Below are 26,554 nucleotides of genomic sequence, written 5' to 3' on the forward strand. Positions count from 1 at the left end.
GTCGCGGCCCGGCAGGGCACGCACCCTGCCCCCTCGCCTCTGACCCCGCCCGTCGCCCTCCCCGTAGCGTCGGCGCGTGAGCCTGTGGACTTCCCTCGAACCCGCCTCCGTCACCGTCGACCCCGGCAGCCGCGCGACCGTCCGGCTGCGGGTGCGCAACACCGGTGACGTCGTCGACGAGTACCGCTTCGAGCCGGTGGGCGCGGTGGCGCCCTGGACGGCGGTGGAGCCGCAGACGCTGCGTCTCTATCCCGGCACGACGGGCACGGTCGAGCTGACCTTCGCCCCGCCGCGCACCTCGGACGCGGCGGCCGGCCCGAATCCCTTCGCGGTGCGCATCACGCCGACCGAGCATCCGCAGGCGGTGACGGTCCCCGAGGGGAACCTGACGATCACGCCGTTCACGGAGGTGCGGGCGGAGCTGGTGCCGCCGACCGTGAAGGGACGGTTCCGGGGCCGGCCGCGGCTCGCGATCGACAACATCGGCAACACCAAGGTCACCGCCTCGCTGAGCGGCAGCGACAACGGTGACCGGCTCTCGTACGAGCTCCAGCCGGCCAATGTGCAGATCGAGCCGGGGCGGGCGGTGTTCGTGAACACGACGCTGCGCCCGCGCCAGATCATCTGGTTCGGCTCGAAGGAGGAGCAGCGCTACAGCCTGGCGGTGCGCCGCTCGGGCGCGCAGGCGCTGGAGGTGGAGGGCACCTTCGTGCAGCGCGGGTTCCTGCCGCGCTGGCTGGCGACGGCGCTCAGCCTGACGGTGGCCCTGGCGATCGCGTTCGTGATGATCTGGCTGGCCTACAAACCGCAGGTCAACACGAGTGCCAACGAGAAGCTCGCGGAGGCCGGTGTCAGCACCCTGGCGCCCAGCCCGTCGGCGACGCCCAGCGCCCCGCCCCTGGTGCCCACCCCGACGGCCGCCGTCGTACCCGACGCCCCGGCCACCAGTGCGGCCCCCGCGGCCGGTGGCGGCGGCAGCGGGAGCGGGGGCGGGGGCGGCGGGAGCGAGTCGAAGGCGCCCGCGAAGCCCAAGCCGGAGACCGCGGCCGTCGCCGTGGCGAAGCTGGCGACGCGCAGCGACGGGCGGCACATCTGCTACCGCGCCTATGTGGCGGACCAGGGCTGGCAGGACCCGGTGTGCGACGGCGCGATCGCGGGCACGACCGGCAAGGGCATCCCCATCAAGGCGCTCAACATCGCCGTGTCCGGCACGAAGGGCGTCTCGGGCAACGGCGCGCACGTGGTCGAGGGCTGGCCCACGGGGTCCAAGTGGTCGCATGCGGCCGACGGCGTCGACATGTACATCGGCAGCACCAAGGAGGCGCTCTCGCCGATGCAGGGCTTCACCATCGCGGTGACGGACGGCTCCGTCTGCCAGAGCGCGCACATCAAGGACAAGGGGTGGCTGAACATGGGCTGCACTCCGGCGGGCAAGTGGATGTACGGCGGCAGCCCCATGGAGCAGAAGCTCCAACTGGAAGCCGTCCGCTTCACCGTCTGACGCATGGTCCGAAACCGCGTGCACGGGCACGACCGCTCGTCCCTTTCGGGCAGCGGTCGTGCCCCACGGCTTCCTGACGGGCCGCCGTCCCGCGGCATAGCGTCGACAGGTGACTCTGTGGACTTCTCTGGAACCGGCCGCGGCGACCGTCGACCCCGGCGGCACTACGACCGTCCGGCTGCGGGTGCGCAACACCGGTGACGTCGTCGACGAGTACCGCTTCGAGCCGGTGGGCGCGGTGGCGCCCTGGACGGCGGTGGAGCCGCAGACGCTGCGTCTCTATCCCGGCACGACGGGCACGGTCGAGCTGACCTTCGCCCCGCCGCGCACCTCGGACGCGGCGGCCGGCCCGAATCCCTTCGCGGTGCGCATCACGCCGACCGAGCATCCGCAGGCGGTGACGGTCCCCGAGGGGAACCTGACGATCACGCCGTTCACGGAGGTGCGGGCGGAGCTGGTGCCGCCGACCGTGAAGGGACGGTTCCGGGGCCGGCCGCGGCTCGCGATCGACAACATCGGCAACACCCGCCTGACGGCGTCCGTCGCGGGCACCGACATGGGTGACCACCTCGGGTACGAGTTCCGGCCGGGCAGTGTGCAGATCGAGCCGGGGCGGGCGGTGTTCGTCGACATGACGCTGCGCCCCCGTCAGATCATCTGGTTCGGCTCGAAGGAGCAGCGGCCGTACGCGCTGAGCGTCCAGCGGTCGGGAGCGGTGCCGCTCTCGGTGGAGGGCACCTTCGTGCAGCGCGGGTTCCTGCCGCGCTGGCTGGCGACGGCGCTCAGCCTGACGGTGGCCCTGGCGATCGCGTTCGTGATGATCTGGCTGGCCTACAAACCGCAGGTCAACACCAGCGCCAGCGAGAAGCTCGCGGAGGCCGGCAGCACCGCGCTGCCCAGCCCCTCCGTCTCCGCGCCGTCCGCGCCCAAGGCGGACGCCTCCGCCGCACCGCTGCCCGAGCAGCAGACGTCCTCCGCCCCCGCAGCGGAGCAGGACGGCAGCGGTGGTTCCGGGTCCGGCGGTTCCTCGGGGTCGGGCAGTGGCAGCGCAAGCGGATCCAGCGGTTCGGGCGACACGAAGACGACGGCCCCGGTACCCGGCGCCGTGATCATCGGCCAGGCCTCGGACCGGTGCATCGACATCACCGGCGCCCAGAACGGCAAGGGCAAGGACGGCACCCCGCTCCAGCTGTGGGACTGCGCAGGGTCGGCCAACCAGAAGTGGGTGTTCAAGAGCGACGGCACCGTGCGCGCGCTCGGCCTGTGCATGGACGTCGCCTGGGGGTCGAAGGACGATGGCGCGGTCATCCAGGTGGCCAACTGCTCCGGCAACCCCGCCCAGCAGTGGGTGCTGAGCCAGGCCGGTGACCTGGTCAACCCGCAGGCCGACAAGTGCGTCGACGCCAAGGACAACGGCACCGGCAACGGCACCAAGCTCCAGCTGTGGACGTGCTCGGGGACGCCCAACCAGAAGTGGCGCGCGGAGTAGACCCGGCGGGTGGGTGAGCCCGCGCGGGGCTCACCAGTTGGCTTCGCCCGGCACCAGACGGCCCGCCTTGCGGTACTCGCGGCGGGCCCCCTCCAGCAGGTCGCCGTCGTCGACCGGCTCGTCGCGTCCGGCGGCGAGGTAGGCGGCGGTGACGACCGCGCTGCGGATCGAACCGCCGGCCAGCTCGAAGTCCTTGGCCGGCGAAGAGGGATCGATGCCGGCGACGCACGGCACATGGCGCAGCCCGTGCCACCACAGCGCGAGCCGTTGCCCGGCGTCGGGGAACGGGAAGTCGACCACGAGGTCCAGGCGCCGGGTGAACGCCTCGTCGATGTTGGCGCGCAGGTTGGTGGTGAGCAGCGCGATGCCGTCGAAGGACTCCAGCCGCTGCAGCAGGTAGGCGCTCTCCATGTTGGCGTACTTGTCGTGCGCGTCCTTGACCTCCGACCGCTTGCCGAAGACGGCGTCGGCCTCGTCGAAGAGCAGCACGGCGTCGGTGCGGTCGGCCTCGGAGAAGATGCGCTCCAGGTTCTTCTCGGTCTCGCCGACGTACTTGTCGACGACCGAGGACAGCTGGACGACGTACATGTCGAGGCCGAGTTCGGCGGCGACGACCTCGGCGGAGAGCGTCTTGCCGGTGCCGGACTCGCCCGCGAACAGTCCGAGGACCCCTCGGCCGCGCCCGCCGCCCGCGCTGAGCCGCCAGTCGCCCAGCACCCGGTCGCGGTGCCTGGCGCGCAGGGCGAGTTCGCGCAGCTGGGTCAACGGCCGCTCGGGCAGCACGAGGTCCTCCCAGCCGACGTCCGGCCGGATCCGCCGCGCGTGCCGCTCCAGCCCGGACGCCGACTGCTGGCGCGCGGCCAGCCGCAGATGGTCGGCGGTGAGCGGCCCGCCCTCGAAGGCCGCCAGGACGGAGGCGGCCCGCGCGGCCCGGGCGACCCGCTCGCCGCCGAGGCGGTAGGGGGCGACGGTGGCGGCGAGGTCGAAGCCGAGGGCGGTGGCGGGGGTGTCGGCGGAGTCCAGCGCGGCCGCCCAGGCGGCCGTCCCGCCGGCCCGGCGGCGCGGTGCGTCGAGGACCAGCGGATCGTGGGTGGACCAGTGCGGGTCGTAGGGGCGCGGGTCCGTGAGGAGGACGGTGACGTCCGGTGCGTCGGCCAGCGCGCCGATCAGCGGCCCCGGCTGCTCCGGCAGCCCGGACAGCACGACCGCCCGGCCGCCGAGCCGTGCCTCGCGCAGCAGGCCGGGCAGGCGGTCGTCGGGCCCGGTGAAGCGCAGGGCGTCGAATCCGGCGGTGCGCAGGGCGGAGGTGATCGCGGCGAGGCCGTCGCCCTCGCGGTGTTCGCGCAGATAGGCGATGAGCGGGCCGCCCCGGATCCGGTGCGCCAGCCGCCGGTCGAATGCCTCGTCGTCGGCGGGCAGCGGCGGGGGCAGCGGGTGCAGATGTCCCTGCAGGGCGGCGTCCGGGGTGTCGTCGCCGAGCAGATGGGCGAGCAGCCGGTCCGGTACGCGCAACGAGCGGGACAGGAAGGGCCGTTCGGGGTCCTCGACGTCCAGCAGCCCGTACGCGCGCAGCGGCGCCGAGGAGTGGAAGCGGGCGCGGGCCGCGGCCCGGTGGGCGGGCGCCCCGCACAGTTCGAGGGCGAGGCCCACGGTGGCCCGCCGCCTGCTCACGTCGTCGTTGAGGTAGCCGTAGAGCGGCTCGAAGGCACGGTCCAGATCGGGCGCGAGGGCGATGAGGAGGATCGCGGCGTCGAGTTCGGTGAGCCGGAGCCGGGCGGCGAGGGCGCTGAGCGAGTCGGCCGGGGCCGAGGCCGGGTCCGGCCCGGGGTTCGGTGGCGCGGCGGGGGCGACGGCCGGACCACCGCCGAGCAGGTGCCGCACCGCCTCCTCGGAGAGGTACAGGCCGCGCAGCGGATCGGCGGCCGTCGGATCGACGGCGGCCCGCCGGTCGACCAGAGCGGCGACCCGGTCCCGCAGAGCACCGAGCCGAACAAGCAACGCACCGGCCCCGTCCCGGGAACTGGACCCACCACGCCCCCCGCGCCCCACAGCGCCACCCACGGCCGGATCGGTGTCGAACCCGTCCGGGGCGGCGTCGGCTGCGGACGTGGCAGTGTCGGGCACGGCCTGTTCGATGTCGCCCACGGCCGGGTCGGCGTCGCCCACGGCCGGGTCGGCGTCGCCCACGGCCGGGTCGGCGTCGGCCGCGACCGGGTCGGGGACATCGGTGTCGGGCGCGGGTGCCTCGGCTGCGGCTGCGGCTGCGGAAGCCTCGGAGCCTCGATGTGCGCAGTGCATCACACGGCCACCCACGGCTGCGTCGGTGCCGGCGGCGGCCGGTCCGGTGTCGGCCGCGAACGTGTCGGGGGCGAGGGCGGATGCCTCGACGTCGGCTGCGGACGACCCGGTGTTCGCGCCGGTCACCGCTGGTCCGGGCGGCGGGTGCCGGCCTCGCGGGCGGCGCGGGCCGCGGCCACCTGGTGCGGGCGGTGGGCGCGTTCGCCGGACTCCGGGGGGTCGCCGTCCATCCCGCGCAGGCGGACCGCCGCGCCCTCCGTGACCGGCGGCCCGGCGTCGTACTCGGGGTACGCCGGGAAGGGCGCCGTGACCACCAGGTCGAGCGACGGCTTGAGCTCACCGCCCAGGGCGGACCAGATCTCGGCGAGGGAACGCGACTCGGTCTGGATGCCGGCCACCGTGACCGGCATCGCCAGCCCCAACGCGCGCAGGGAGCCCGGAAGCTCGTCGGCCGCCAGTATCTCGCGCGGCAGCAGGGTCGCCAACACGGCCGACAGCAGGCGGTGTTCGTCCTGCGGGGTCCGCGTCCAGGCGGTCACCAGGTACGACAGCCGGAACCAGCGCGGCGGTTGACGGCGCTTCACGACGATGTCCCGCTCGTCCCGCACCGCCATCTGGCCGCGCTGCCGACGGGTCACGTCCTCACGGATGTCGTACAAGTAGGTGTTGATCACAGGGGCGTTGCGCCGGGCCGCCCAGTCCCGGGTCGGAGCCTCGAAGGAGACGTCGATGCCGGAGCCCGCGAGCGCGCCGCCTCCGAGCAGCTCTTTGAGGACCTCGTCCACCTCGTGGATCACCGTCGTGCTCCTCAACTTGCCTGCCGCACCCACTGTCCGACGATCGTGCCCCGGACGGCCCCGGATCCGCAGGCACGACAGGGTCGGCGGCCGGGCAGGGCATCGTGCCCGCGTGTCCGCCTTCGATTGCCCGTTCGGTCAGATGTAGCCTTCCCGCAGGGCATATGCCACCGCGTGCGCCCGGTTGCGCAGATGCAACCGCGTCGTGAGTCCGTGCATGACGTTCTTGACGGTTCGTTCGGAGTAGGACAGCTTGCTGGCGATCTCTCCGGTGTCCAGGCCCTCGGCGACCAGCCGCAGGACGTCCACCTCCCGTGGCGCGAGTCCCAGGGAGGGGGCGCCGGGCCGGCCCGCCGCACCGCGGTGCAGCGTGCCCACCTGGCTGATGAGCCGGCCGAGCAGGTCGGCGGGCAGGTCGCCGTCACCGCGGTGGGCGGCCACCACCGCCTGCACCAGCCGGTGCGCGGTGGCCTCGCGGCGCCAGACGATGGCCCCGACCCCGCACTCGATGACGTCCAGGAGTTCCGTCTCGCGGATCGTGCCGACGACCAGCACCGCCCGCGCCCCCTCGCTGCGCACGATCCGCCGCAGCCGGCCCAGCGCACCCTCGTCGAGGGTGTCCTCGATCAGCAGCGCCACCGTGCCGGCGGCGGCCGAGATCTCCTCGCGGACCTCGACCTCGGGGCGCCCGCGCAACTGGCTGACGGCGCCCTCGCGGGAGATCGGGTCCGGTGCCTGGACGGCCACGGGAATCCGCCGCCGGGTGCCGATGGCGGCGCCTGGAACGGCGGTGCCCGACGCGGCGATACCCGCGACGCCGGTCTCTGGTGTCCGTGGTGAGCTGAGCAACCGTTTCCCCCAAGTTCACGGGCCCGCCGTCCGGAGGGGACCGGCGACGGGTGGGTCCGGTCCAGACTTCTGGGACCTCCGGGGCACGCGCAATCGTGGAGCACCACGAGGCGGACCACGAGAGCAAGCCCTCCAGTACCACGGTTCGCCTGCATCATCGCAGGTCAGAGCGATTTCGGCCGTAGCGCTCCACGTCATCGTGAGCCTCGCCACAACGGCCGCGCGGACCCGTACCGAACCGCACGACCTCTACGTGTACATGGACAAGTCCGACGTGCCCGACAGCAGGAGGCAGGGATGACCGGACCGTTGCGGGAACGCGAGGACGCGCACGCGCTGCTCACGGCGGAGGCGGAGCGGGCACGGGCCGGCGGGGGCCGTCTCGTCCTGCTGCGCGGGGCCACGGGCACCGGCCGGTCCGCCGTCCTGGAAGCCGCCGCCGCGCACGCCACCCACCTGGGCCTGCGGGTGCTGCGCGCCCGCTGCTCGCCCGACGACATCGCGCTGCCGTTCTCCTCGGTGCTCCATCTCCTCGGCTCGGTACCCGAGTTCGCGGACGTCGGGCCGGGCGACGACGACCGGGGCAGCGCGGCGCGGCTGTGGCGGCTGCTGCGTTCCTACGCGGACGAGACGCCGCTCATGGTGGCCGTGGACGACGTCCACCTCGCCGACGAGGCCTCGCGCCGCTGGTTCGTGGAGGCGGCCCGCCGTATCGACCGATTACCGGTACTCCTGGTGGCCACCGAGCGCAGTCAGTACGACATCGACCCGCGGCCCGCCGGTCTCACCCACGCCCTGTCCCCGTCCGTGGTCCGCACCCACACCCTCGCCCCGCTCACCGACAACGCCTCGGCCGATCTGGTCCGGGCGGCCTTCCCGGCTGCCTCCGACCGGTGGACGGCGGACTGCGTCCGGGCCGGCGCGGGCAGTCCGCTGCTCCTGCGCGCCCTCCTCGACGACCTCGACGGGGCCCCGCCTCCGACGGCCGTCCCGAGGACGTGCGCCGCGCTGTACCCGGGTTCCTACCCGGCGGCCGTCTCCTGGTGGCTGGACAGTGCGGGCCCGGCGACGGCGGAGGTCGCCCGGACCCTCGCGGCACTGGAACAGGCGGAACGAACGGAACGAACGAAGCGGAAGGAAGAGGCCGAGCGCAAGGAACAGGCCGGGCGGAAGGAACAGGCCGGGCGGAAGGAACAGGCCGGGCGAACGGAACAGGCCGGGCGAACGGAACAGGCCGGGCGGGCGGAGGGTGCCGTCGGCCGGAACGTCGACCCCGCTTCCGCTCCCGCCCCCGGCTCCACCCACGAAGCCCTGCCCGCCACCGAAACCGCGACCGCCACCGGAACCGCGACCGAAACCGCCGCCACGACCGAAGCCGCATCCGAAGCCGCATCCGAAGCCGCCACCGACACCCTCGCCGTCCTCGTCGCCGACGCCTCCGGCGCCGACCCGGCCCGGGTCTCCGGGTGGTTCACCGCGATGACGCGGCTCGGCGTGCTGCGCCCGGACCGGGCCGGCCGCCCCCGCTACGCGCACCCGCTCCTGCGGGACGCCGTCCTCGGCGGCTGGTCCACCGCCCGCCGTCAGGACGCGCACCGGGCGGTGGCCCAGGCGATGCTGCGCCGGGGCGACCATCTCGACGCCGTGGCCCGGCAGTTGCTGGGCAGCGCGCCCACCGGTCTGCCCTGGGCGCTGCGCGTGCTGCGCGACGCCGCCACCGTGGCCGCGCGCCATGACCGCCCCGGCGACGCCGTCCGTTACCTGCGCCGAGCCCTCCAGGAACCGCTGCCCGACGACCTGCGCCAGCGGCTGCTCACCGAACTCGGCTCCCTGGAGTACGCCTCCGCGGACACCCCGGCGGGCATCCCACGGCTGGCCGAGGCGCTCGACCTGCCCGCCGAACCGCGTGACCAGGTCCGTACGGCCATCGCGCTGGGCACCGCGCTCGTGGGCCGCGGGGAGGTCCGTACGGCGGTGGAGGTGCTGCGCCGGCTGGAGGGCCGGCTGGCCGGCCACCCCGACCTGGCGCGTGCCCTTCAGACCGCGTCCGCGCTGCTCTCGGACCAGGACCAGACGGTCCGCCGGGAGGCCTACCGCTGGCTCACCGACACCGCCGAACGCTCCCCGGAACTCGTCGGCGCCTCCGGCCAGGCCCTGCTCGTGCGGTACGCGGCGACCGCGGGCGACCTCCCGGCGCAGGAGGCGATGCGACGGCTGCGCACCCTCCTGACGGAACCCGCCGATCCGCTCGCCGAGCCGTTCCTGCTGGGCACGGCCGCCGCGGTGGCTCAGTGGGCCGACGAACTCGACGAGGCGGAACGCCTGGTGGAACGCGGCCTGGCCGGCCAGCACCCGTCCCTCCTGCACCCGATGGAGCAGGCCCTGCTGGACACCAGGTGGGACATCGCGGCGGCGCGGGGCGCGTACGGCGCCCTGCTAGCCGCGCTCCCCGAGGCGTCCCGTGCCCGGCGCGCCGGCGGCGGCCCGGTCAACGCCGACGCGCACACCCTGCTCGCGCTGGTCGAGACGGGCCGTACGCCGCAGGCCCGCCGGCTGGCCGACACCTTCGACCTCCGCGACACCGCCGACTCCTGGGAGCTGAACCGTTTCCTGTACGCCCGGGGCGTGCTGCGGTTCACCGAGGGGGATGTCGCGGGCGCTCTGCACGACTTCCTGGAGTGCGGCCGCCGGCAGTCCGCCCGTGCCGTCCTCAGCCCGGTCGTCACGCCGTGGCGGACGGCGGCCGCGGAGTGCCGGCTGGAGCTGGGCAACCCCGAGGAGGCGCTGGCCCTGGCGGCGGAGGAACTGCGACTGGCCCGGGTGTGGAACACCCCGCGAACGACGGGCCGGGCGTTGCGTGTCCTGGGCCGGGCGACCCGGGGCCGCCGGGGCCTGGAACTGGGCGCGGAGGCGGTGGCCGTGCTCCGGGACTCCCCGGCCGAGGCGGAACTCGTGGCCTCCCTCCTCGCCCACGGATGGCAGCTGACCGCCGCCGGTGAACGCGGGCGGGGCCGCGACCTTCTGCGGGAGGGCGCCGAACGCGCCGAACGGCTGGGCAGCGTCCGCCTTCTGACCCATGCCGAACAGGCACTCCGCACCGCGGGCGGCCGCCGCACCACGCCCGCCCACACCGGCTCCGGGGCCCTCACCGGCAGCGAACGCCGCATCGCGGAGCTCGCGGCGGAAGGCCGCACCAACACCGAGATAGCGGAACTCCTGCACGTGGCGCGCCGCACCGTGGAAACCCACCTGACCAGCACCTACCGGAAGTTGGGGATCCGGCGCAGGGGCGAGTTGCGGGGCGTCCTGGACGACTGAGGCGGCTGCGCGGCACCGGGTCGCCGCGCGCCGCCGGACCTACGATGAGGGCATGGCCGTCGACCTCTTCGCAGGCATCCCCGTCAACGACTACGCAGCGGCCCTCGCCTGGTACGAGCGGCTGCTCGGCGATCCGCCGGCGTTCCTCCCGAACGACACGGAGGCCGTGTGGGAGCTCGCCGAACACCGCTACCTGTACATCGAGCACCGCCCGGGCCGCGCGGGCCACGCCCTGCACACCCTCTTCGTCGACGACCTCGACACCCGGGTCGCCGCCATCACCGATCGCGGTCTGACCGCGACCCGGCGCGAGACCTACTCCAACGGCGTGCGCAAGGTCACCTACCACGACCCGGACGGCAATGAGATCGGCTTCGGCGGCGCCCCTCCGACAGCCCCCTCTGACCGCCCGCCGCTGACCGGCCGGGGGTGAGAGGTCAGGGTCCGGTTCCCGGCGCGATGGCCGCTGTGACAGGCCTGTGACCGGAGGAGTGGCTTCCGCCACAGCCCGCCCGGCCCCGCCCTGGTGTGGTGACCGGATGCGTACCGCACTCTCCGTACTGCGCGGCTGTCTGCCGCCGCTCCTGGTGCACCTGCTGATCGGGCTCCCGACGGCCGTCGTCGTGGTGTGCGCGCGCTGGTACCTCAGCTACGGGCACTGCACCTACGAGGACCTCGACCGCCCCGACCTGGACCACTGCACGTACGACCAGATCGAGGGCAGCGGCTTCGTGCTGATCATGCTCGTCTGGTTCGCCGTGTTCGTCGCGCTGCTGCTCGTCCTCTTCGACGTCCTGCGCCCCTTGCGGACGGGCCGCTCGCTCGGACCCCGGCTGCTGACCCTCCCGGCGATCCTGCTGCCGTACGCCGTGTACGCCACGTACGCCGCGAACCCGGGGTGAGCCGCGGGCCGGTCCCCACGCCGGCCCGAGACAGGCCGGTGACGCGGATCACTTTCCCGGCACCGATCACTTCTCCCGCCGGCGCCGGTCATAACGACATGACCGAACCTGTGAAGGGCCCCGCGAGTTACTTCCCGTCGATCGAGAAGAAGTACGGACGTCCGATCGCCGAGTGGAAGACCCTGATCCGGGCCTCACCGCTCACCCGGCACATGGAGCTCGTCTCCTGGCTGAAGACCGAGCACGGGCTGGGGCACGGCCACGCCAACGCGCTGGTCGCGCACACGCTGGCGGAGGACGCCGGCGCGTGAGCCCCCGTCGGCCCCCGGCCCGCCCTCAGCGGCCGTTCGCGGTGTTGCCGTTGCCCTTGGCGGGGGCGCGGCGACGGCCCTGGGAGGAGGTGGGTCGTCCGCCCTGGGAGGTGGGACGGCCGCCGCCCTGGGCCGCGGGACGGCCACGGCGCGAGCGCGCGCCGGACGCCGAGCGCGCGGGACGCTCCTCGGCGGGCGGCGGAGTGAGGACCACAGGCACGCCGGAGGGCGCCTGAGCACCGGTGATACGGCTCAGCTCGGTCTCGCCGGACCGGACCCGGGTGGTCTGCGGGGTGATGCCGGCGTCGGCCATCAGCCGCGTCATTTCCCGGCGCTGATGGGGCAGGACCAGCGTGACGACGGTGCCGGACTCGCCGGCGCGTGCGGTGCGGCCGCCGCGGTGCAGGTAGTCCTTGTGGTCGGCGGGCGGGTCGACGTTGACGACCAGGTCGAGGTTGTCGACGTGGATGCCGCGGGCCGCGACGTTGGTCGCCACCAGCACCGTGACGTGGCCGTCCTTGAACTGGGCCAGCGTCCGGGTCCGCTGGTTCTGGGACTTGCCGCCGTGCAGGGACGCGGCGCGCACCCCGACCGCCAGCAGCTTCTTCGCCAGCCGGTCCGCCGCGTGCTTGGTGTCCAGGAACATGATCACGCGTCCGTCGCGGGCGGCGATCTCCGTCGTCGTGGCGTGCTTGTCCTCGTCCTCCACGTGCAGCACGTGGTGCTCCATCGTGGTGACGGCGCCCGCCGACGGGTCGACCGAGTGGACGACGGGGTCGTGCAGGTAGTTCCGCACCAGCCGGTCGACGTTACGGTCCAGGGTCGCCGAGAACAGCATGCGCTGGCCGTCGGGAAGCACTTGGTCCAGCAGCTGCGTCACCTGCGGCATGAAGCCCATGTCGGCCATCTGGTCGGCCTCGTCGAGGACGGTGATGGCGACCCGGTCCAGCCGGCAGTCGGCCCGGTCGATGAGGTCCTTGAGGCGGCCGGGCGTGGCCACGACGACCTCGGCTCCGCCACGCAGGGCGCTCGCCTGGCGGCCGATCGACAGACCGCCGACCACCGTGGCGATCCGCAGCCGCAGCGCGCGGGCGTAGGGGGTGAGGGCATCGGTGACCTGCTGGGCCAGTTCCCGGGTGGGGACGAGGACCAGGGCCAGCGGCTGCCTGGGCTCGGCCCGCTGCCCGGCCGTACGGGCCAGCAGCGCGAGGCCGAAGGCGAGGGTCTTGCCGGAACCCGTGCGGCCACGGCCCAGGACGTCCCGGCCGGCCAGCGAGTTCGGCAGCGTCGCGGCCTGGATCGGGAACGGGGTGGTCACGCCCTCGGCGCCGAGGGCGGTCAGCAGCTGCTCGGGCATGTCGAGTTCGGCGAACGACTCGACCGCCGGCAGCCCCGGGGTGAGGGTGACGGGCAGCGCGAATTCACCGCCGGACGCGGCGGGACGACTCCCGCGTCCACTCCGCCCGGGCTTGGCCGAACGGGAGGGGGCGCCTTGGCGCCGGTCCGTACGGGAGCGGACGGAGCTGTTGCGGTTCATCCGATACCTTCCTCGAAAGGGCAAAATGCCATGGGCCGGGGCCCGCACTCATGAGTGCGGGCCCCGGCCACTAGTCCGCGTGATGCGCAGCCGATCGCGTCAGCGTCAGCGTCAGGCGGCGTCAGGCGGTTCAGGCGGGCTGGATGTTCTCCGCCTGCGGGCCCTTCTGGCCCTGAGTGACGTCGAAGGTAACCTTCTGGCCTTCCTGAAGCTCACGGAAGCCGGACGAGGCGATGTTCGAGTAGTGGGCGAACACGTCAGCGCCGCCACCATCCTGCTCGATGAAGCCGAAGCCCTTTTCCGAGTTGAACCACTTCACGGTGCCAGATGCCATGTTGAATCTCCCTACGGGGCAATGCCCGGACTCCGCACCTTGCGGACCCGGGTGCGGCAGGATCGGGAAAGCCCCAGAAACAAAAAAAGCGCCCGTCGACGGAAGGTCGAAGAGCACTCAAAAGTCTCTGGTAACCGAAACTGCCACTTTTATCACGGTAGCACAGGTCCGGATGCGGGGCCGAGGAGCGAGCGGGCACGACTCATACGTGTCGAGGACGCCGTCCCAGGCATATGAGTACCCGTACTCAAGAGGATCACTCCCACCGCTCGGCAGGCTGGTCGCACAACCGGTGCAGCCGTCGAGCTGGCCGGCCGTCGAGCCGTGCAGAGGAGCCGATCGTGCGTATGACCAGGAGCCGAGTGGGAGTGGGCCGCGCTCTGGCCGGTGTGGCCGTGGCGGCCGCCGTGGCCGTCGCGACACTGACCGGCTGCTCCCTCCAGATCGAGGAGGCGAGCTGCGGCGGCGGCGAGTACCCGGTGCTGGCGGTGAACAGCGGCGGCAGCGACTGTGTGCCGGACGACGAGGAGCCGGCGCGGGGCTGGGCCCGCTACCCGGAGGGCAAGGTCCCCGAGAAGGTCGGCGACGAGTGGGACACCTACTGGAGCACCCACACCCTCGACGAGAAGGGCGAGATCATCGAGCTCCCCGAGGGCCAGTGAGCACCCTGAACTCCCGGAACTCCCGTTGTATAACGGGATCATGATGTATCACGTCGTACCGCTCGACGACTGGAACACCACCCCCGGGCGCCCCTACGCGCCCGCCTCGCTCGCGCAGGACGGGTACGTGCACTGCTCGCCCGACGAGGACACCACGCTCGCCGTCGTCAACGCGTTCTACCGGGCCGGCCCCCGGCCGCTGCTGGCTCTCGTGCTCGACGAGGAGCGGCTCACCGCGACCTGCGTGTGGGAGGCGGCCGCGCCCGCTCCGCCGCCCGGGGTCGCCGAAGGCACCCTGTTCCCGCATGTGTTCGGGCCGATCGACCGGGACGCCGTGACCCGCGTCCTGGAGGTCCGCTGGGACGAGAACGGCACGGCGACGGGCCTGACGGACTTCCGGGCTCGTCCTTGAAGCGGGTGGTGGCACGGCGGGAGCCCTCGGGTCCTCCGCGCCACCACCCGAGTGGTCACACGCTCAGAGGTCGAACTCGTGCGGCGGCAGGTCGAGGGTGAAGCACGCCTCCCGCACGACGGCCTGCTCGGTCTTGTCGAAGTCGCCGTCGGCGCCGCCGATGACGATGCCGATCTGGATGACGGCCCGTGCCTCGGCCGGCTTCTTCTTCGCCTTGGCGATCTCCTGGAGAACGCTGACCTTGCCGAAGTCGAAGTCGGTCGTCAGCTTGTTCAGGTTGTCGTCGAAGCGCCGCTGGAGATCCGTGGCGTCGAAGTTCCGCAGCACCTCGTTGCTCGCGATCAGCTGCGCCACCCGGCGCCGCTCGGCGGGGTCGATGGTGCCGTCCGCCGCCGCGACCAGGGCACACATCGCCATGCTCGCGTCGCGGAATGCGCCGCTCTTGAGGTCGTTCTTCTTCGACTCGAGCTGGGTCTGCATCGTCGACGCGGACTCCTTGATGCGGTCCCACAGGGCCATGAGAACTCCAGAAGGTCGGGGCGTGGTAAGTGACTGCACAAGATCTACAGCACCGTAGAAACTAACGGCCGCCCCGATAAGTTCCCCCGGTCTTCCCGGTCCCCTTCGCCTCCCCGGCGCACGTCAGTGAGCTGGGGTCGAGCACGCCCGGCCCCTCAGCTGAGGCAGATCAGGCCCAGCAGGCAGATGTCCGAGGGCGAGGTCCCCGCGGGCGCGGTGCTCGTCGAGGAGGACGACGAGGACGACGAAGACGAAGAGGACGACGAGGATGACGAATTCGACGAATTCGACGAATCCGAGGCGGAGTTCGAGCCCGAGGCCGACGACTCCGTGCCGTCGTCGGCGGTGGGAGCGGATGACGGCTGCTCGCTCGTGCCCGTCCCGCCGGAGGTGACCGTCCTACCGGAGGTGCCCGTCGTGCCGTCGGGTGCGGTGGCCGTTCCCTCGTAGGAGGAGGTTCCGTTCCGCTGCCGGGGGACCGACGGCGGAATGGCGGGGGATGAGGCCAGCGAGTCCGGGTGGGTGTTCGCCGACGACCCCGACGGGGCGCTGGGCGACGGCGAGGTGCGGTGCGCGCCGGAGCGGGTCACCGTCGGGCGGGTGTGCTCAAGAGTCGGTTCCTCGCCGCCCGCCGTGGTCGGGGTCTCCGGCCCCGTGGCGGCCTGGGCCTGGTCGCCGGTCTGCCGGTCCAGCGCGGCGAAGGTCAGCCCGCCGCCGACGAGGGCGACGGCCGTAGCGACCACGGCTCGGCGCTGGCTCTTCTTCCAGCGGGCCAGCTGCCGTCGCCGGGCCGCCCGCCCCTGCGGCGCGTACGGAACGGACGGCGCGGACGCCACGCTCGCGGAGTCGGGCGACGGGGCGGCCGGCGGTGCGGCCGACCGCTCCGGGTCCGCGTACACCGTCGTCGGAAACGCGCTTGTCGCAGGCGTCGGCATCCAAGGCGGTATCCGCGTCGGCCTCGTGACCTGGGCGGGAGCGAGGCCGCGGTCGACCGTGACCGGCGCGATGTCCGGAGCGTAGGCGCCGCATCCAGGGCACACCAGGGCGCCGTTGAGATGCCGGCGACACGTGGAGCAGTAGTCCATCTGCGGTCTTCCTACGCGGTGGTCCGATGGCCGGCAACGCTAACGAGTCGTTCGAAAGACTGTGTGCAGTCTGTGTGACGCTCCTGCACGGATCCTTTGAGGGGATGGAGTGCACCCGGGCACACACAAGGTCTACGTCCATGAATGTGAACGGTGAACAGGTACGCGTCTCTTGACGCGCTCACGCCACGCCCCTAACTTCCGGGAGAAAGCGCTTTCTGGTCCGGCCGACCCGCACTCGTTCCGTTCCTGGAGATGAATCATGCAGCTGAGATCCGTCATGGCCTGCGTCAGCCTGGTGGCGGGAGCGCTCGTCGCGCTGTCCGGCACCACGGCCCAGGCGGCCACCACGACCCGCTACGAGGCCGAGACCTCCCCGGCGGTCTGCACCGGCACCATCGACTCCGACTGGACCGGCTACTCCGGCAGCGGATTCTGCAACGGCACCAACGCGACCAGCGGCTACGCCCAGTTCACCGTGAACGCGGCCACGGCAGGCACGGCGACGCTGAACGTCCGCTTCGCCAACGGCACCACCACGGCCCGCCCGGCCTCCCTGGCCGTCAACGGCACCACCGTGCAGACGCCGTCCTTCGAGGCCACCGGCGCCTGGTCCACCTGGGTCACCAAGACGCTCACCGTGTCCCTCAACGCGGGCAGCAACACCGTCCGGCTCACCCCCACCGCCGCGGCCGGTCTGCCCAACGTCGACTACCTGGAGGTGACGACCGCCGACAGCACCACACCCCCGGCCGGCGGCGCGCTCTACGTCTCGCCGAGCGGCACGGACGGCGCGGCCGGCACCCAGTCGGCCCCGACCACCCTCACCTCGGCGATCAGCCGCGTCACCGCGGGCGGCACGATCTACCTGCGCGGCGGGACCTACGCCCAGGCGTCGACGGTCACCGTCCCGGCGACCACCAGCGGCACGGCGGGCGCGCTCACCACCCTGTCCGCCTACCCGGGGGAGACGCCGGTCCTCAACTTCTCCGCGCAGAGCGAGAGTTCGTCGAACCGCGGGCTCCAGCTGTTCGGCTCGTACTGGCATGTCTACGGCATCGTCGTCGAACACGCCGGTGACAACGGGATCTACGTCGGCGGCAGCGACAACGTCATCGAGCGCACCATCACCCGCTACAACCACGACACCGGGCTGCAGCTCGGCCGGATCGCCTCCACCACGCCCACCGCGCAGTGGCCGTCGGACAACCTGATCCTCTCCGCCGAGTCGCACGACAACGCCGACTCCGACGGGGAGGACGCCGACGGCTTCGCCGCGAAGCTCACCACCGGAACCGGCAACGTCTTCCGGTACGCCGTCTCGCACAACAACATCGACGACGGCTGGGACCTCTACACCAAGACGGACACCGGAGCCATCGGCCCGGTGACCATCGAGGACTCCCTCTCCTACGACAACGGCACGCTCTCCGACGGCACCGTGAACTCCAACGGCGACCGCAACGGCTACAAACTCGGCGGCGACGACATCGCCGTCAACCACGTCGTACGGCGCAGCATCGCCTACCACAACGGCAAACACGGGTTCACGTACAACAGCAACCCGGGCTCCATGGCGGTGTCGAACAACCTCAGCATCGACAACGCCACGCGTAACTACTCGTGGGACGCGGGGACCTCGGTGTTCCGTACCAACACGTCCTGCCGTTACAACGTGAGCGGCTCCAACGACAAGACCATCGGTGACGCCGACAGCACCAACCAGTTCTGGACCGGCACCAACGGCTCCCGGTGCGCCTCCTCCTACGGCGGCGCGCTCGCCTGGTCCTTCGCCTCGAACGGCCAGCTGGTGGTGACCCTGGGCGGTACCAAGGTGACGCTGTAACGAGCGGCCGGCACGGGTGCGGGGGCCCTCCCTCGCACCCGTACCGGCGGTGTCTAGCCGTCGATGTCGAGCGCCGTCCCGTACAGCCGGTCCACCTTCAGCCGGACGACCACCCGGCGTTCGGCGACCAGCTGCTCCAGGAACGCCTCCTCGTCCTGCGGCCGCGCGTCCGCCGGGATCATCCCGAGCAGTTCCCGTCCGACCGCGTCACCGGGGACGGTCGTGACCCCGGAGACCTCGGCCTCGCCCTCGGCGACGGCGAACGACCACACGTCGTCGCCCGGTACGTGCAGGGCGGCATGCGGGTCGCGCCGCAGGTGCTGGACCTTGACACGGTCGGCCGTCGTCGAGAACCGCACGATCCGGGCGTCGGCGTCCCAGCTGTAGACCATGGTGGTCAGGTGCGGGTGACCGGTACGCCGGACGCTGGCGAGCGTGCCGAACCGCTGCCGGCCGAGCAGCTCGGAGAGCGCTTCGTCGGACAACGTGCGAGGTGCGGGACCTTGAGTCATGCCATGACCAACTCCCTTGAGACCACAGGTATTTCGTTCCGCAGGTCGGCGAACCGCGCCGCTCAGTTCGGCGGGGGGCCGGTCAGGGCGTCGAGTTCGGCTGTGAAGAGCAGGGTGGGGTCGAAGCCCATTCCGGTGAAGTGGCCCGCCAGTTCGAGGGACAGGACGCCGTGCAGGCGGGTCCAGCAGGTCAGGGCTCGCTGGAGGGCGGCGGGTGGGGCGGGGTGGCCGTTCGCCCACCGGTCGCCGAGGCCTGTGAGGTGTGCGGCGAGCGGGGTCGCCGGACCGTCGGCGGGCAGGTCGGCACAGGCGTCCAGCAGGGCCGTCATGATCTCGGACGCGATCATGGTGACGTCGTCGGGCGCGTGGTAGCCCGGGACGGGGGTGCCGTAGACCAGGAAGTACCGCTGGGGATCGGCCAGGGCCCAGTCGCGCAGCGTGCGCGCCAGTCCGGGCAGGCCGGTGCCGGCGGCCGAGGCGGCGCGGAAGGCGTCGGCGAGGCTCCGGTACGCGTCCCGGACGAGCTCGGTGATCAGCTCGTCGCGGCCGGCGAAGTACCGGTACAGCGCGGGCCCGCTCATCCCCATCTGCTTGGCGATCGCGTTGAGGGAGAGCGCGGACGCTCCCGCCGAGGCGATCTGCTCCCACGCGTGCTCCTTGACCTCCGCTCGCACCTGGGCGCGATAGCGCTCGCGCGGGGTCGTCGTGCCTGTCTCCGCCATGGCCTGCCGCCACCTCTCCGCTCTCACGCGCCCATGTCTACATCCTCAAGATTTAGTTAGAGGCTATCACGAAGGTTATTGACACCCCACTTCCGTCTGCGTTACAACTTCTAACGGACGCAAGCATAAGTAACGCTCATGGGAGGTCATCATGAACGCCGAAGGACTCGTCGAGGTCGTCCTGCCGGGCAAGGTCGAGCCGGAAGGGCTGCGGATCCGGCACGGAGCCGTCCCCACGCCGGGCGCCGGGCAGGTGCTGATCCGGATGGAGGCGACCGGGGTCTCCTTCGCCGAGCAGCAGATGCGCCGCGGTCGCTACTATGACCAGCCGCCGTTCCCCTTCGTCCCCGGCTACGACCTGGTCGGCACGGTGCTGACGACCGGCGAGGGCGTCGAGCCCGGCCTGGCCGGCACCCGGGTGGCCGCTCTGCTCAAGGTCGGCGGCTGGGCCAGCCATGTCCTGGTCGACGCCGCCGACGTGGTGCCGGTGCCCGCCGGGATCGACGCGGCGGAGGCGGAGACCCTGGTGGTCAACGGCATCACCGCCTGGCAGATGCTGCACCGCAGGGCACGGATCAGCGCGGGCGGGACCATCGTCGTGCACGGCGCCAACGGCGGCGTCGGCTCGGTCCTGGTCCAGCTGGCCCGCGCCGCCGGAGTCCAGGTGATCGGCACGGCGTCCACCCGCCACCACGACGCCCTGCGCCAACAGGGAGTCACCCCCGTCGACTACCGCACCGGCGACCTGGCCGCGCGGGTCCGCGAACTCGCCCCCGGCGGCGTCGACGCCGTCTTCGACCACGTCGGAGGCCGGGGCATCGTCGACTCCTGGCGCCTCCTCGCCCCCGGCGGCACGCTCGTCTCGTACGGCACCGCCTCCACGCGGGACGACGAGGGATCCAAGCAGTGGCCCGTGCTGAAGCTGCTCGGCCGGCTGTGGCTGTGGAACGCGCTGCCCAACCGCCGCCGCGCCTACTTCTTCAACGTCTGGGCCGGCCGCGCCCTGGCCAGGAACCGCTTCCGGGCCCGCCTGCGGACCGACCTCACCGAGCTCTTCGCCGCCCTCCAGCGCGGTGACGTGACGCCCCGGATCGCCGCCCGGCTCCCGCTCGCCGACGTCGCCGACGCCCTCCGCCTGGCCGAGTCCGGAACGGTCGCGGGCAAGGTCGTCCTGCACCCGTAGGCGTCCTCCGCCCGTGATGGGCGGGGTGCTCGCACCCTGCGCCCCGTACGCCCCACGCACTCGCCGTCGTCGGCGCCCTCGCCACCACCCTCGAGATCACCTCCACCGTCCGGCAGCTTCAGCGCGAGGCCTGCGTCCTGTGGAGCGGACCCGCGATCGGCGAGGGACTGCGTGTCGACGAGGGCGTCCACCTGTGGACCTTCACCGAGCTCAAGGGCGGCGTCCGGGTCCACACCGAGGAGACCCGGTCCGGCGCCCAGGCCGAAGCCGACGTCCCCACCGCGACCCCGGCGCTCGGCGCGGGCCTCGAAGCCTGGCTCCACGACCTGAAGACCACCGCCGAACACCGCCGGAGGTGACGGCGGCCCCGTGCGAACCTCTACGCCGGGACCCGGCACGAACCGGTGGGGTGAGTGGAGCGGCGCGAGGGGCGAGTGGAGCGGCGCGAGGGGCGAGTGGAGCGGCGCGAGGGGCGAGTGTGGCGCAGGTCACGGGAAGTCGGTGTCGAGTGCCGGACAGCTCATTGAGGTGAGCACTCATATGCGTACCCGGGTACGGGCCGGGGAGTCGAGCGCGTTCGCGGAGTTGTTCGACGACTACGCCCGCGCCGTCTACAACCACGCCTTCCGGCTGACCGCGGACTGGTCGACGGCCGAGGACGTGATGGCCGCGACCTTCATGGAGGCGTGGCGGCTGCGCGACCGGGTCGACCCCGAGGGCGGCTCCCTGCGGCCCTGGCTGCTGGGCATCGCCACCAACACCGCCCGCAACCAGCACCGCAGCAACCGGCGGTACCGGGCGGCGGCCGGCGCCGCCGCGGCGGCCGAACTGTCCGTGCCCGACCACGCCGACGAGGTCGCCGACCGGATCGACGACCGGCGGCGGCTCGCGACGGCCCTCACCGCCCTGGCCACCCTGCGCAGACCGGAGCGCGAGGTCGTGGCGCTCTGCCTGGGGGAGGGGCTGGACTACGAATCCGCGGCCGAAGCCCTGGGCATCCCGGTCGGCACCGTCGCCTCCCGCCTCTCCCGGGCCCGCAAGAAACTGCGGGCGCTCGCCGAGGACGAACCGGCCCGCCGCCCGGCGGCCGACCGGACGCTCGACCGGATGTCCGACCGGACGCCCGATCCGATGTCCGAGCGGATGTCCGACCCGATGTCCGAGCGGAATGCCGACGGGCCGCCTGAGAAAGTCCGCGGAAATCGGGAAGGCGGCCGCACCGGCCGACAGGTAAGAGGCGATCACGCAAACGTGGTCCGGCCCGCGCAGGGAGGAAACCGATGAACGCGAACACGTCCCGGCAGAGTCCGGCCGAGGGGGAGGAGAGCGCACAGCTCTTCGCCCGGACGGCGCGTGACCTGCCGACGGACCGTCACCAGTTCCACAAGGAGCGTCTGATGGCCCAGATCCACGAAGCCCGACAGGACGAGCGCACGGCGGCGGCCGCCCCGGTCAAGGCCCGGCGGCTGCGGCTGCCGCGTCCGGCGATCACGTTGCCCGCGTTGGCCGCCGCGCTGGCCGGAGTGGTCGTCGTCGGCGTGGCGTCGTCCGGGGGCGGCGGGGTCAGGGACGGCGGTGTCGCCACCGGACCGGCCCTGACCACGACCGTCGGCGTCGCCACCACCAAGGGCGTGCCGCAGCTGCTCGACCAGATCTCGCTGGCGGCCGCCGAAGACGACCACCCGGTGGTCCGGCCCGGTCAGTACATCTACATCGAGTCCAAGTCGGCCGACACCTTCCTGAGGACCGTCGACGACAAGACCACCCTGGCCAGTCACCAGCTGCACACCCGTCAGCTGTGGGACTCCCCGGACGGCACCAAGGGCTGGCTGATCGACCCCGCCGTCAACGACAGCCCCGAGGGCGAGACCCTGAGCCTCCCCGACGAGCTGGGCAACACCCCGAAGGCGCACATGGGCGCTCCGTCGTACGACTACCTGTCCAAGCTGAGCACCGACCCCGACGTGCTGCTCGCCAAGATCTACAAGGAGACCAAGGGGCAGGGGAACACCCCGGACCAGCAGGCCTTCACCACCATCGGCGACCTGCTCACCGAGAGCTACCCGCCGGCGGAGCTGTACTCGGCGCTGTTCAAGACCGCCGCGAAGATCCCCGGTGTCGTGGTCGTGAACGACGCGGTGGACGCGGTCGGCAGGCACGGGGTGGCGGTGGCCCGGCTGGACGAGACCAGCGGCCAGCGCGAAGAGTGGATCTTCGACGCGAAGACCCATGTCTTCCTCGGTCAGCGCTCGGTCCAGGTGAAGCAGCTCAGCGGGACGGACGCCCTGATCAAGCCCGGGACGGTCACCTACACCAGTGCCATCCTGAACCGGGCGATCGTCGACGGCATCAAGCAGACGCCGTCCCAGGCGGGTTGACCCAGGCGGGTTGGCCCGGGCGGGTTGGCCCGGGCGGGTTGGCCCGGGCGGGTTGGCCCGGGCGGGTTGGCCCGGGCCGGTTGGCCCGGGCATCCGGTCCGCGTACCTGGTCAGCCGGTGACGTCGAAGACGGCGGCACGGGACACGAACGCCGTGCCCCCGTCCTTGGCGGTCGCCAGCGCCGAGACGTGCCAGGTGCCCCGGGGCATCCCGGCCGCCTCCGCCTGGGTGACCTTCACCGTGTAGGTGCAGCGCGCCTTCTCGGCCGAGACGCTCCGGCACACGGCGCTGTCCACGTCCTCCCGCAGGTCGTCCTCGGTCGGGTCGAGCTTCGAACTCACCGGCCAGGCCAGGACCTTGAGGCCCCGGACGCCCGAGTCGTCACTGACGTCCGCGGTGAAGGTGAGGGTGCCCGTACCCCCGTCGGACGGAGCGGCATAGCGGGCCGAGCCGTTCGCCACGGCCGGCTCCGTGGCGCCGTAGGCCATGGCGAGACCGCCGGCGGCCACTCCGCCGAGGACGACGACACCGACGATCGACGAGACGAGAACACGCTTGGACATGGGAAATCCCCCTGGATGCAATGGAGTCACTGGAACGGCTGGGTCGGCTGGATCGACCGAATTCGCTGATTCGCTGATTCGCTGATTCGCTGAACTCGGCGAATTCGGTGAGGAGAAGCGGTGGTCGACCGCTTTCTCGATGTGATCGAGGCTAGGGCCGGGGGCAGGGACCTGTCCTCGCGCTGCGGGACGATTGCGGTGTCGAACCGCAGATAGAGGACTCCAACCCAGGTAAGAGAACGAAATCCGCCTCCAGCGGGAGGGAGGCCCGCTCACCTGCGGCCTAGCCTGGACCGGCGATGAATCGAACCGACGACCGGCTGCTCCCGGTCCTGCTGATCTGCGCCCAGGCCGCCGTATGGCCGGGCGCGGAGCTGGTGCGCGGCGCCGTTCCGCCCGCCTCCGCCCTGTTCGTGGCGGCCCTGGTGAGCGGTTCGGTGACGGCCGCGCTCGCCCTGCGCCGCACCCGCCCGGTGGCGGCCCTCGTCGTGGTCGCCGCGGCCTGCGCGCTGGGTGCGGGGCCGCTGCCCGTCGGGGCGATGGCGGTGCTCGGGACCGCCGGGGTCGCGTCGGCCCTGTTCACCGTGGCGACCGAACGCGACACCTTCACCACCGTGCTGTGCGGGACGGCGCTCGCCGCCTGGCAGTTGCTCCAGAACATCAGCCTGCACGGGCTGAGCGACCGCGACGGACTCGACCTCGTCCTGACCGCACTGCTGTACGTGGCCGCGTGCGGCGCCGGCCTGCTGGTGCGGCGGTCCCGACGCGCACGCCGGGCGGCCGAACGGACGCTGAAGCGGGCCGAGGCCGAACGCCACCGGCTTCCGGAAGCCGAACGACGCCGTATGGAAAGGGAGTTGCACGACGTCAGCGCCCATCATCTGACGGCCGTCGTGGTCACGGCGGGGGCGGCACTCGGGTTGCGCCACCGCCGTCCGGAACTCGCCGACGAGGCACTGGAGTTCGCGGCCGAGACCGGGCGCGAGGTCACCCGGTCGCTCGGCGCGGTGCGGGCGCCGACGCCCTCCCGGGAGGAACTGCCGTCTCCGGAGGAACGGTTGCGTGCGCTGGTGGAGGGGTTTCGCCGGCTGGACCAGCCGGTGGACTGCGAGATCGACGCCCCGCCGGACGGCCTGGTCGCGGACGCGGCGTACGGCATCGTGCGCGAGGCGCTGACCAACGTGGCACGGCACGCACCCGGAGCGCACACGACCGTGCGGTGCCGGTACGGCGACAGCAGCACGGAGGTCGTGGTCACGAGCGCGGCGCCACCGGCCGGTTCGGCGGCGCACGGGGCGGACCTGGGCGGCGGCCGCGGCCAGGGCTTCCTGCGGTCCCGGGCCCGGGAGGCGGGCGGCAGGCTGACCAGCGGCCCGACGGCGGACGGTGGCTGGGAGGTGCGCGCGGTGCTGCCCGGCCGGACCGCCGCCCCGGCGGAACGGTCCCTGCCGCGGAACTACCGACCGGCACAGCTGACGGCCGCGGCCGGCCTGGTCCTCCAGCCGCTGCTCCCCGTCCTGGTCATGCACCCGCGGCCCACCCCGAACAGCACGCAGGTGTCCGCCGGTGTGCTGTTCGCCCTGCTGGCGGCGGCACAGGCGGTCGCGCTGCTGTGGCTGCGCCGGGCGCCCCGCACCGCCCGGGGCGTTCTGCTCGGGCTGGCACCGCTCTGGCCGGTGGCGATGGCCGCGGGCGACTACACCGGCCCGGTCGCCCTGCCCCCCGCGCTGAGCATCCTCGCCACCTGCGCGGCGGTCGCGGCGGACGCGGCGGTCGAGGCCCGCTCCGGTCGCGGGGTGTCCGCCGCTGCCGAAGAGCGTCGTCGGGTGGCCCCGGTCCGGTGGTTCGCGGTGCCGGCCGTGCTCGTGCACGCGGCGGCCGTGGTGGTCGCCGTGCTGGGCCGTGGGACGTCGCTTCCCCTCTGGGCGGTGGTCGGGTGGGCGACGGCCGGGGCGGCCCTGGCGGTCGGCGCGGCGTGCTGGGTCGGGATCCTGTGGGGGCGGCGGGCCCGGGCCGACCGGGGCGCCCGGGACGAACGGCTGGCCGCCTGGACCGAGGAGGCCGTCCGGGACGCGTGGGCCGAGCGCCGCCGGATCGCCGCCGGACTGGAGACCACCGTGCTGGCGCGTACCGCCGACATGGTCACGGAGGCGGAGGCGGGCCGGCTCGACGCGACCGCCGAAAGCGCCCGCGAGGCCCTGGCCGCGATGCGCGCCCTGCTCGACACGGTCCGGCAGGGGGCGACGGGGCCCGAACTGCGGCCACAGCCCACCCTCCAGGCGCTCGACCTGCTCGCCCGCCAGTGCCGGGCCACCGGCCGCGATGTCGAGATACGGTTGACCGACCGCGTGCCGGAGCGGCTGCCCACGGCGGTCGACCTGGCCGCCTACCATGCCGCCGAGACGGTACTTGCGGCCGGCGGCGAGGAGCCCGCGGTGCTCGAACTCGACGCGGACGGCGCTACGTTGACCCTCACGGCCACCGGTGTGCCGCGCGCCGCCCGCCCTGCCGTACGGGAGCGGCTGGCGGCCCGGGTCGCGGCGCTCGGGGGCACCCTGATCACCGGCCGGCCGGACACGGTCGGTCTCCGGCTGCCGCTCGCGCCGGTTCCGCAGCAGGGCGACGAGGAGAGGGAGCGATGAGCCTCAGCGTGCTGGTCGTCGACGACCAGGGCATCGTACGGGCGGGGTTCGCCGCCGTGATCGACGCCGAGGAGGACCTGACGGTCGTCGGCGAGGCCGCCGACGGCGTCGCCGCGGTGCGTCTGGCCGAGGAGCTGGCGCCGGACGTGGTCCTCATGGACGTCCGGATGCCCGAACTGGACGGCATCGCCGCCACCCGGATCATCACCGGCCGGGAGAACGCGCCCCGGGTCCTGGTGCTGACCACCTTCGACCTCGACGCGTACGTCTTCGACGCGCTGCGCGCCGGCGCCTCCGGATTCCTGCTCAAGGACGTGCACCCCGCCGAGCTGCTGCACGGCATCAGGGTGGTGGCGGCCGGTGAGAGCGTGCTCGCCCCGTCCGCGACCAGCCGTCTCATCGGCCACTACGCGTCCGCAGCGGGCTCCGGGCAGCGGACGGGAGGCGGCTCCCGCGAGCTGGACAGCCTGACCGCCCGCGAACGGTACGTCCTCACGCTGATCGCGACGGGACTCAACAACGCGGAGGTCGCCGAGGAGCTCGGGATCACCGTGGGAACCGTCAAGTCCCATGTGAACGCGCTGCTGCGCAAGCTGGGTCTGCGCGACCGCGTACAGGCGACGATCCTCGCGTACGACCTCGGCCTCGCCCGTCCGAACCCGCCGGGCACCCACCTCTGACGGCCCTCCCCCAG

Annotated in this window: 25 protein-coding genes and 1 pseudogene; 17 read left to right on the forward strand and 9 right to left on the reverse strand. The window is 72.9% G+C overall.

Annotated elements, in window-relative coordinates; all coding sequences use genetic code 11:
• Nucleotides 1-76: 76 nt before the first annotated feature.
• Entirely contained in the window at nucleotides 77-1,501 is a 1,425-nt protein-coding gene (locus tag ACFWBD_RS29015) for a hydrolase (RefSeq protein ID WP_385672904.1), read from the forward strand.
• Nucleotides 1,502-1,610: 109 nt separating this feature from the next.
• The gene (locus tag ACFWBD_RS29020) at nucleotides 1,611-2,990 is read left to right on the forward strand and encodes a ricin-type beta-trefoil lectin domain protein (RefSeq protein WP_385672907.1); all 1,380 of its coding nucleotides are present in this window, start codon (nucleotides 1,611-1,613) and stop codon (nucleotides 2,988-2,990) included.
• Between the two features lie 30 nt (nucleotides 2,991-3,020).
• Here the strand turns inward: ACFWBD_RS29020 and ACFWBD_RS29025 are convergent, their stop codons facing one another.
• The 3 genes from ACFWBD_RS29025 to ACFWBD_RS29035 form a co-directional block, all read right to left on the reverse strand.
• Nucleotides 3,021-5,414 carry an ATP-binding protein gene (locus ACFWBD_RS29025; RefSeq protein ID WP_385672910.1) on the reverse strand — a complete coding sequence of 798 codons (2,394 nt, stop codon included), beginning with the start codon at nucleotides 5,412-5,414 and terminating at the stop codon, nucleotides 3,021-3,023.
• Nucleotides 5,411-6,085 carry a DUF4255 domain-containing protein gene (locus tag ACFWBD_RS29030; RefSeq protein ID WP_385672913.1) on the reverse strand — a complete coding sequence of 225 codons (675 nt, stop codon included), beginning with the start codon at nucleotides 6,083-6,085 and terminating at the stop codon, nucleotides 5,411-5,413. The genes ACFWBD_RS29025 and ACFWBD_RS29030 overlap by 4 nt, the downstream gene beginning before the upstream one ends.
• Before the next feature lie 138 nt (nucleotides 6,086-6,223).
• Nucleotides 6,224-6,934, reverse strand: a complete 711-nt coding sequence (locus tag ACFWBD_RS29035; RefSeq protein ID WP_385672916.1) for a LuxR C-terminal-related transcriptional regulator — start codon at nucleotides 6,932-6,934, stop codon at nucleotides 6,224-6,226.
• 297 nt (nucleotides 6,935-7,231) lie between these two features.
• Here ACFWBD_RS29035 and ACFWBD_RS29040 point away from each other — a divergent pair, with 297 nt between their 5' ends.
• The 4 genes from ACFWBD_RS29040 to ACFWBD_RS29055 all read left to right on the forward strand — a co-directional run bounded on the left by ACFWBD_RS29040 (nucleotide 7,232) and on the right by ACFWBD_RS29055 (nucleotide 11,465).
• On the forward strand, nucleotides 7,232-10,252 hold the full coding sequence (locus tag ACFWBD_RS29040; RefSeq protein ID WP_385672919.1) for an AAA family ATPase: 3,021 nt from the start codon (nucleotides 7,232-7,234) through the stop codon (nucleotides 10,250-10,252).
• Between the two features lie 52 nt (nucleotides 10,253-10,304).
• Nucleotides 10,305-10,685, forward strand: coding sequence for a VOC family protein (locus ACFWBD_RS29045; protein WP_385672922.1), 381 nt, complete (start codon nucleotides 10,305-10,307; stop codon nucleotides 10,683-10,685).
• A 106-nt stretch (nucleotides 10,686-10,791) separates the two neighbouring features.
• Complete coding sequence (locus tag ACFWBD_RS29050) at nucleotides 10,792-11,154, forward strand: hypothetical protein (RefSeq protein WP_385672925.1); 363 nt, start codon at nucleotides 10,792-10,794, stop codon at nucleotides 11,152-11,154.
• A 98-nt stretch (nucleotides 11,155-11,252) separates the two neighbouring features.
• Entirely contained in the window at nucleotides 11,253-11,465 is a 213-nt protein-coding gene (locus ACFWBD_RS29055) for a DUF4287 domain-containing protein (RefSeq protein WP_081552666.1), read from the forward strand.
• 25 nt (nucleotides 11,466-11,490) lie between these two features.
• Here ACFWBD_RS29055 and ACFWBD_RS29060 read toward each other — a convergent pair whose 3' ends face one another.
• Together ACFWBD_RS29060 and ACFWBD_RS29065 are read right to left on the reverse strand one after the other, a co-directional pair.
• Nucleotides 11,491-13,002, reverse strand: coding sequence for a DEAD/DEAH box helicase (locus ACFWBD_RS29060; RefSeq protein WP_385672928.1), 1,512 nt, complete (start codon nucleotides 13,000-13,002; stop codon nucleotides 11,491-11,493).
• Between the two features lie 130 nt (nucleotides 13,003-13,132).
• Nucleotides 13,133-13,336: a cold-shock protein gene (locus ACFWBD_RS29065; protein WP_385271712.1), complete on the reverse strand. Its 204-nt coding sequence runs from the start codon at nucleotides 13,334-13,336 to the stop codon at nucleotides 13,133-13,135.
• 347 nt (nucleotides 13,337-13,683) lie between these two features.
• Between ACFWBD_RS29065 and ACFWBD_RS29070 the strand changes: the two genes are divergently transcribed.
• Together ACFWBD_RS29070 and ACFWBD_RS29075 are read left to right on the forward strand one after the other, a co-directional pair.
• On the forward strand, nucleotides 13,684-13,998 hold the full coding sequence (locus tag ACFWBD_RS29070) for an SCO0607 family lipoprotein (protein WP_385672932.1): 315 nt from the start codon (nucleotides 13,684-13,686) through the stop codon (nucleotides 13,996-13,998).
• 40 nt (nucleotides 13,999-14,038) lie between these two features.
• Nucleotides 14,039-14,410: a DUF952 domain-containing protein gene (locus tag ACFWBD_RS29075; protein ID WP_385672935.1), complete on the forward strand. Its 372-nt coding sequence runs from the start codon at nucleotides 14,039-14,041 to the stop codon at nucleotides 14,408-14,410.
• Between the two features lie 63 nt (nucleotides 14,411-14,473).
• Here ACFWBD_RS29075 and ACFWBD_RS29080 read toward each other — a convergent pair whose 3' ends face one another.
• Complete coding sequence (locus tag ACFWBD_RS29080) at nucleotides 14,474-14,929, reverse strand: tellurite resistance TerB family protein (protein WP_385672938.1); 456 nt, start codon at nucleotides 14,927-14,929, stop codon at nucleotides 14,474-14,476.
• 216 nt (nucleotides 14,930-15,145) lie between these two features.
• On the opposite strand from ACFWBD_RS29080, the gene ACFWBD_RS29085 reads away from it, so the two are divergent.
• From ACFWBD_RS29085 to ACFWBD_RS29095, 3 genes are all read left to right on the forward strand, one after another.
• Nucleotides 15,146-15,379 (forward strand): hypothetical protein, encoded by a 234-nt coding sequence (locus ACFWBD_RS29085; RefSeq protein ID WP_385672941.1) that lies wholly within the window; start codon nucleotides 15,146-15,148, stop codon nucleotides 15,377-15,379.
• A 39-nt stretch (nucleotides 15,380-15,418) separates the two neighbouring features.
• The gene (locus ACFWBD_RS29090; protein ID WP_385672944.1) at nucleotides 15,419-15,949 is read left to right on the forward strand and encodes a hypothetical protein; all 531 of its coding nucleotides are present in this window, start codon (nucleotides 15,419-15,421) and stop codon (nucleotides 15,947-15,949) included.
• 327 nt (nucleotides 15,950-16,276) lie between these two features.
• Nucleotides 16,277-17,860 carry a carbohydrate-binding protein gene (locus ACFWBD_RS29095; RefSeq protein ID WP_385672947.1) on the forward strand — a complete coding sequence of 528 codons (1,584 nt, stop codon included), beginning with the start codon at nucleotides 16,277-16,279 and terminating at the stop codon, nucleotides 17,858-17,860.
• A gap of 53 nt (nucleotides 17,861-17,913) precedes the next feature.
• Here the strand turns inward: ACFWBD_RS29095 and ACFWBD_RS29100 are convergent, their stop codons facing one another.
• Together ACFWBD_RS29100 and ACFWBD_RS29105 are read right to left on the reverse strand one after the other, a co-directional pair.
• Nucleotides 17,914-18,372: a pyridoxamine 5'-phosphate oxidase family protein gene (locus tag ACFWBD_RS29100; RefSeq protein ID WP_385672950.1), complete on the reverse strand. Its 459-nt coding sequence runs from the start codon at nucleotides 18,370-18,372 to the stop codon at nucleotides 17,914-17,916.
• A gap of 62 nt (nucleotides 18,373-18,434) precedes the next feature.
• Nucleotides 18,435-19,094 (reverse strand): TetR/AcrR family transcriptional regulator, encoded by a 660-nt coding sequence (locus ACFWBD_RS29105; RefSeq protein WP_385672953.1) that lies wholly within the window; start codon nucleotides 19,092-19,094, stop codon nucleotides 18,435-18,437.
• A gap of 151 nt (nucleotides 19,095-19,245) precedes the next feature.
• Between ACFWBD_RS29105 and ACFWBD_RS29110 the strand changes: the two genes are divergently transcribed.
• The 4 genes and pseudogenes from ACFWBD_RS29110 (at nucleotide 19,246) to ACFWBD_RS29125 (ending at nucleotide 22,655) form a co-directional block, all read left to right on the forward strand.
• On the forward strand, nucleotides 19,246-20,277 hold the full coding sequence (locus ACFWBD_RS29110) for a medium chain dehydrogenase/reductase family protein (RefSeq protein WP_385672956.1): 1,032 nt from the start codon (nucleotides 19,246-19,248) through the stop codon (nucleotides 20,275-20,277).
• Between the two features lie 35 nt (nucleotides 20,278-20,312).
• Nucleotides 20,313-20,636: pseudogene (locus tag ACFWBD_RS29115) on the forward strand (hypothetical protein); the annotation flags it as partial.
• A 181-nt stretch (nucleotides 20,637-20,817) separates the two neighbouring features.
• Nucleotides 20,818-21,561: an RNA polymerase sigma factor gene (locus ACFWBD_RS29120; protein WP_385672959.1), complete on the forward strand. Its 744-nt coding sequence runs from the start codon at nucleotides 20,818-20,820 to the stop codon at nucleotides 21,559-21,561.
• Nucleotides 21,558-22,655: a CU044_5270 family protein gene (locus ACFWBD_RS29125; RefSeq protein WP_385672962.1), complete on the forward strand. Its 1,098-nt coding sequence runs from the start codon at nucleotides 21,558-21,560 to the stop codon at nucleotides 22,653-22,655. The genes ACFWBD_RS29120 and ACFWBD_RS29125 overlap by 4 nt, the downstream gene beginning before the upstream one ends.
• 110 nt (nucleotides 22,656-22,765) lie before the next feature.
• On the opposite strand, the gene ACFWBD_RS29130 is transcribed toward ACFWBD_RS29125, so the two are convergent.
• Nucleotides 22,766-23,218, reverse strand: coding sequence for a DUF5707 domain-containing protein (locus tag ACFWBD_RS29130; protein ID WP_385672965.1), 453 nt, complete (start codon nucleotides 23,216-23,218; stop codon nucleotides 22,766-22,768).
• A 299-nt stretch (nucleotides 23,219-23,517) separates the two neighbouring features.
• On the opposite strand from ACFWBD_RS29130, the gene ACFWBD_RS29135 reads away from it, so the two are divergent.
• Both ACFWBD_RS29135 and ACFWBD_RS29140 read left to right on the forward strand, forming a co-directional pair.
• Nucleotides 23,518-25,860, forward strand: a complete 2,343-nt coding sequence (locus ACFWBD_RS29135; protein ID WP_385672968.1) for a histidine kinase — start codon at nucleotides 23,518-23,520, stop codon at nucleotides 25,858-25,860.
• Nucleotides 25,857-26,540, forward strand: coding sequence for a response regulator (locus ACFWBD_RS29140; RefSeq protein WP_385672970.1), 684 nt, complete (start codon nucleotides 25,857-25,859; stop codon nucleotides 26,538-26,540). Before ACFWBD_RS29135 ends, ACFWBD_RS29140 begins: the two co-directional genes overlap by 4 nt.
• Nucleotides 26,541-26,554 lie beyond the last annotated feature (14 nt).

The organism is Streptomyces sp. NPDC060002 (assembly GCF_042737245.1).
Lineage (GTDB): Bacteria > Actinomycetota > Actinomycetes > Streptomycetales > Streptomycetaceae > Streptomyces.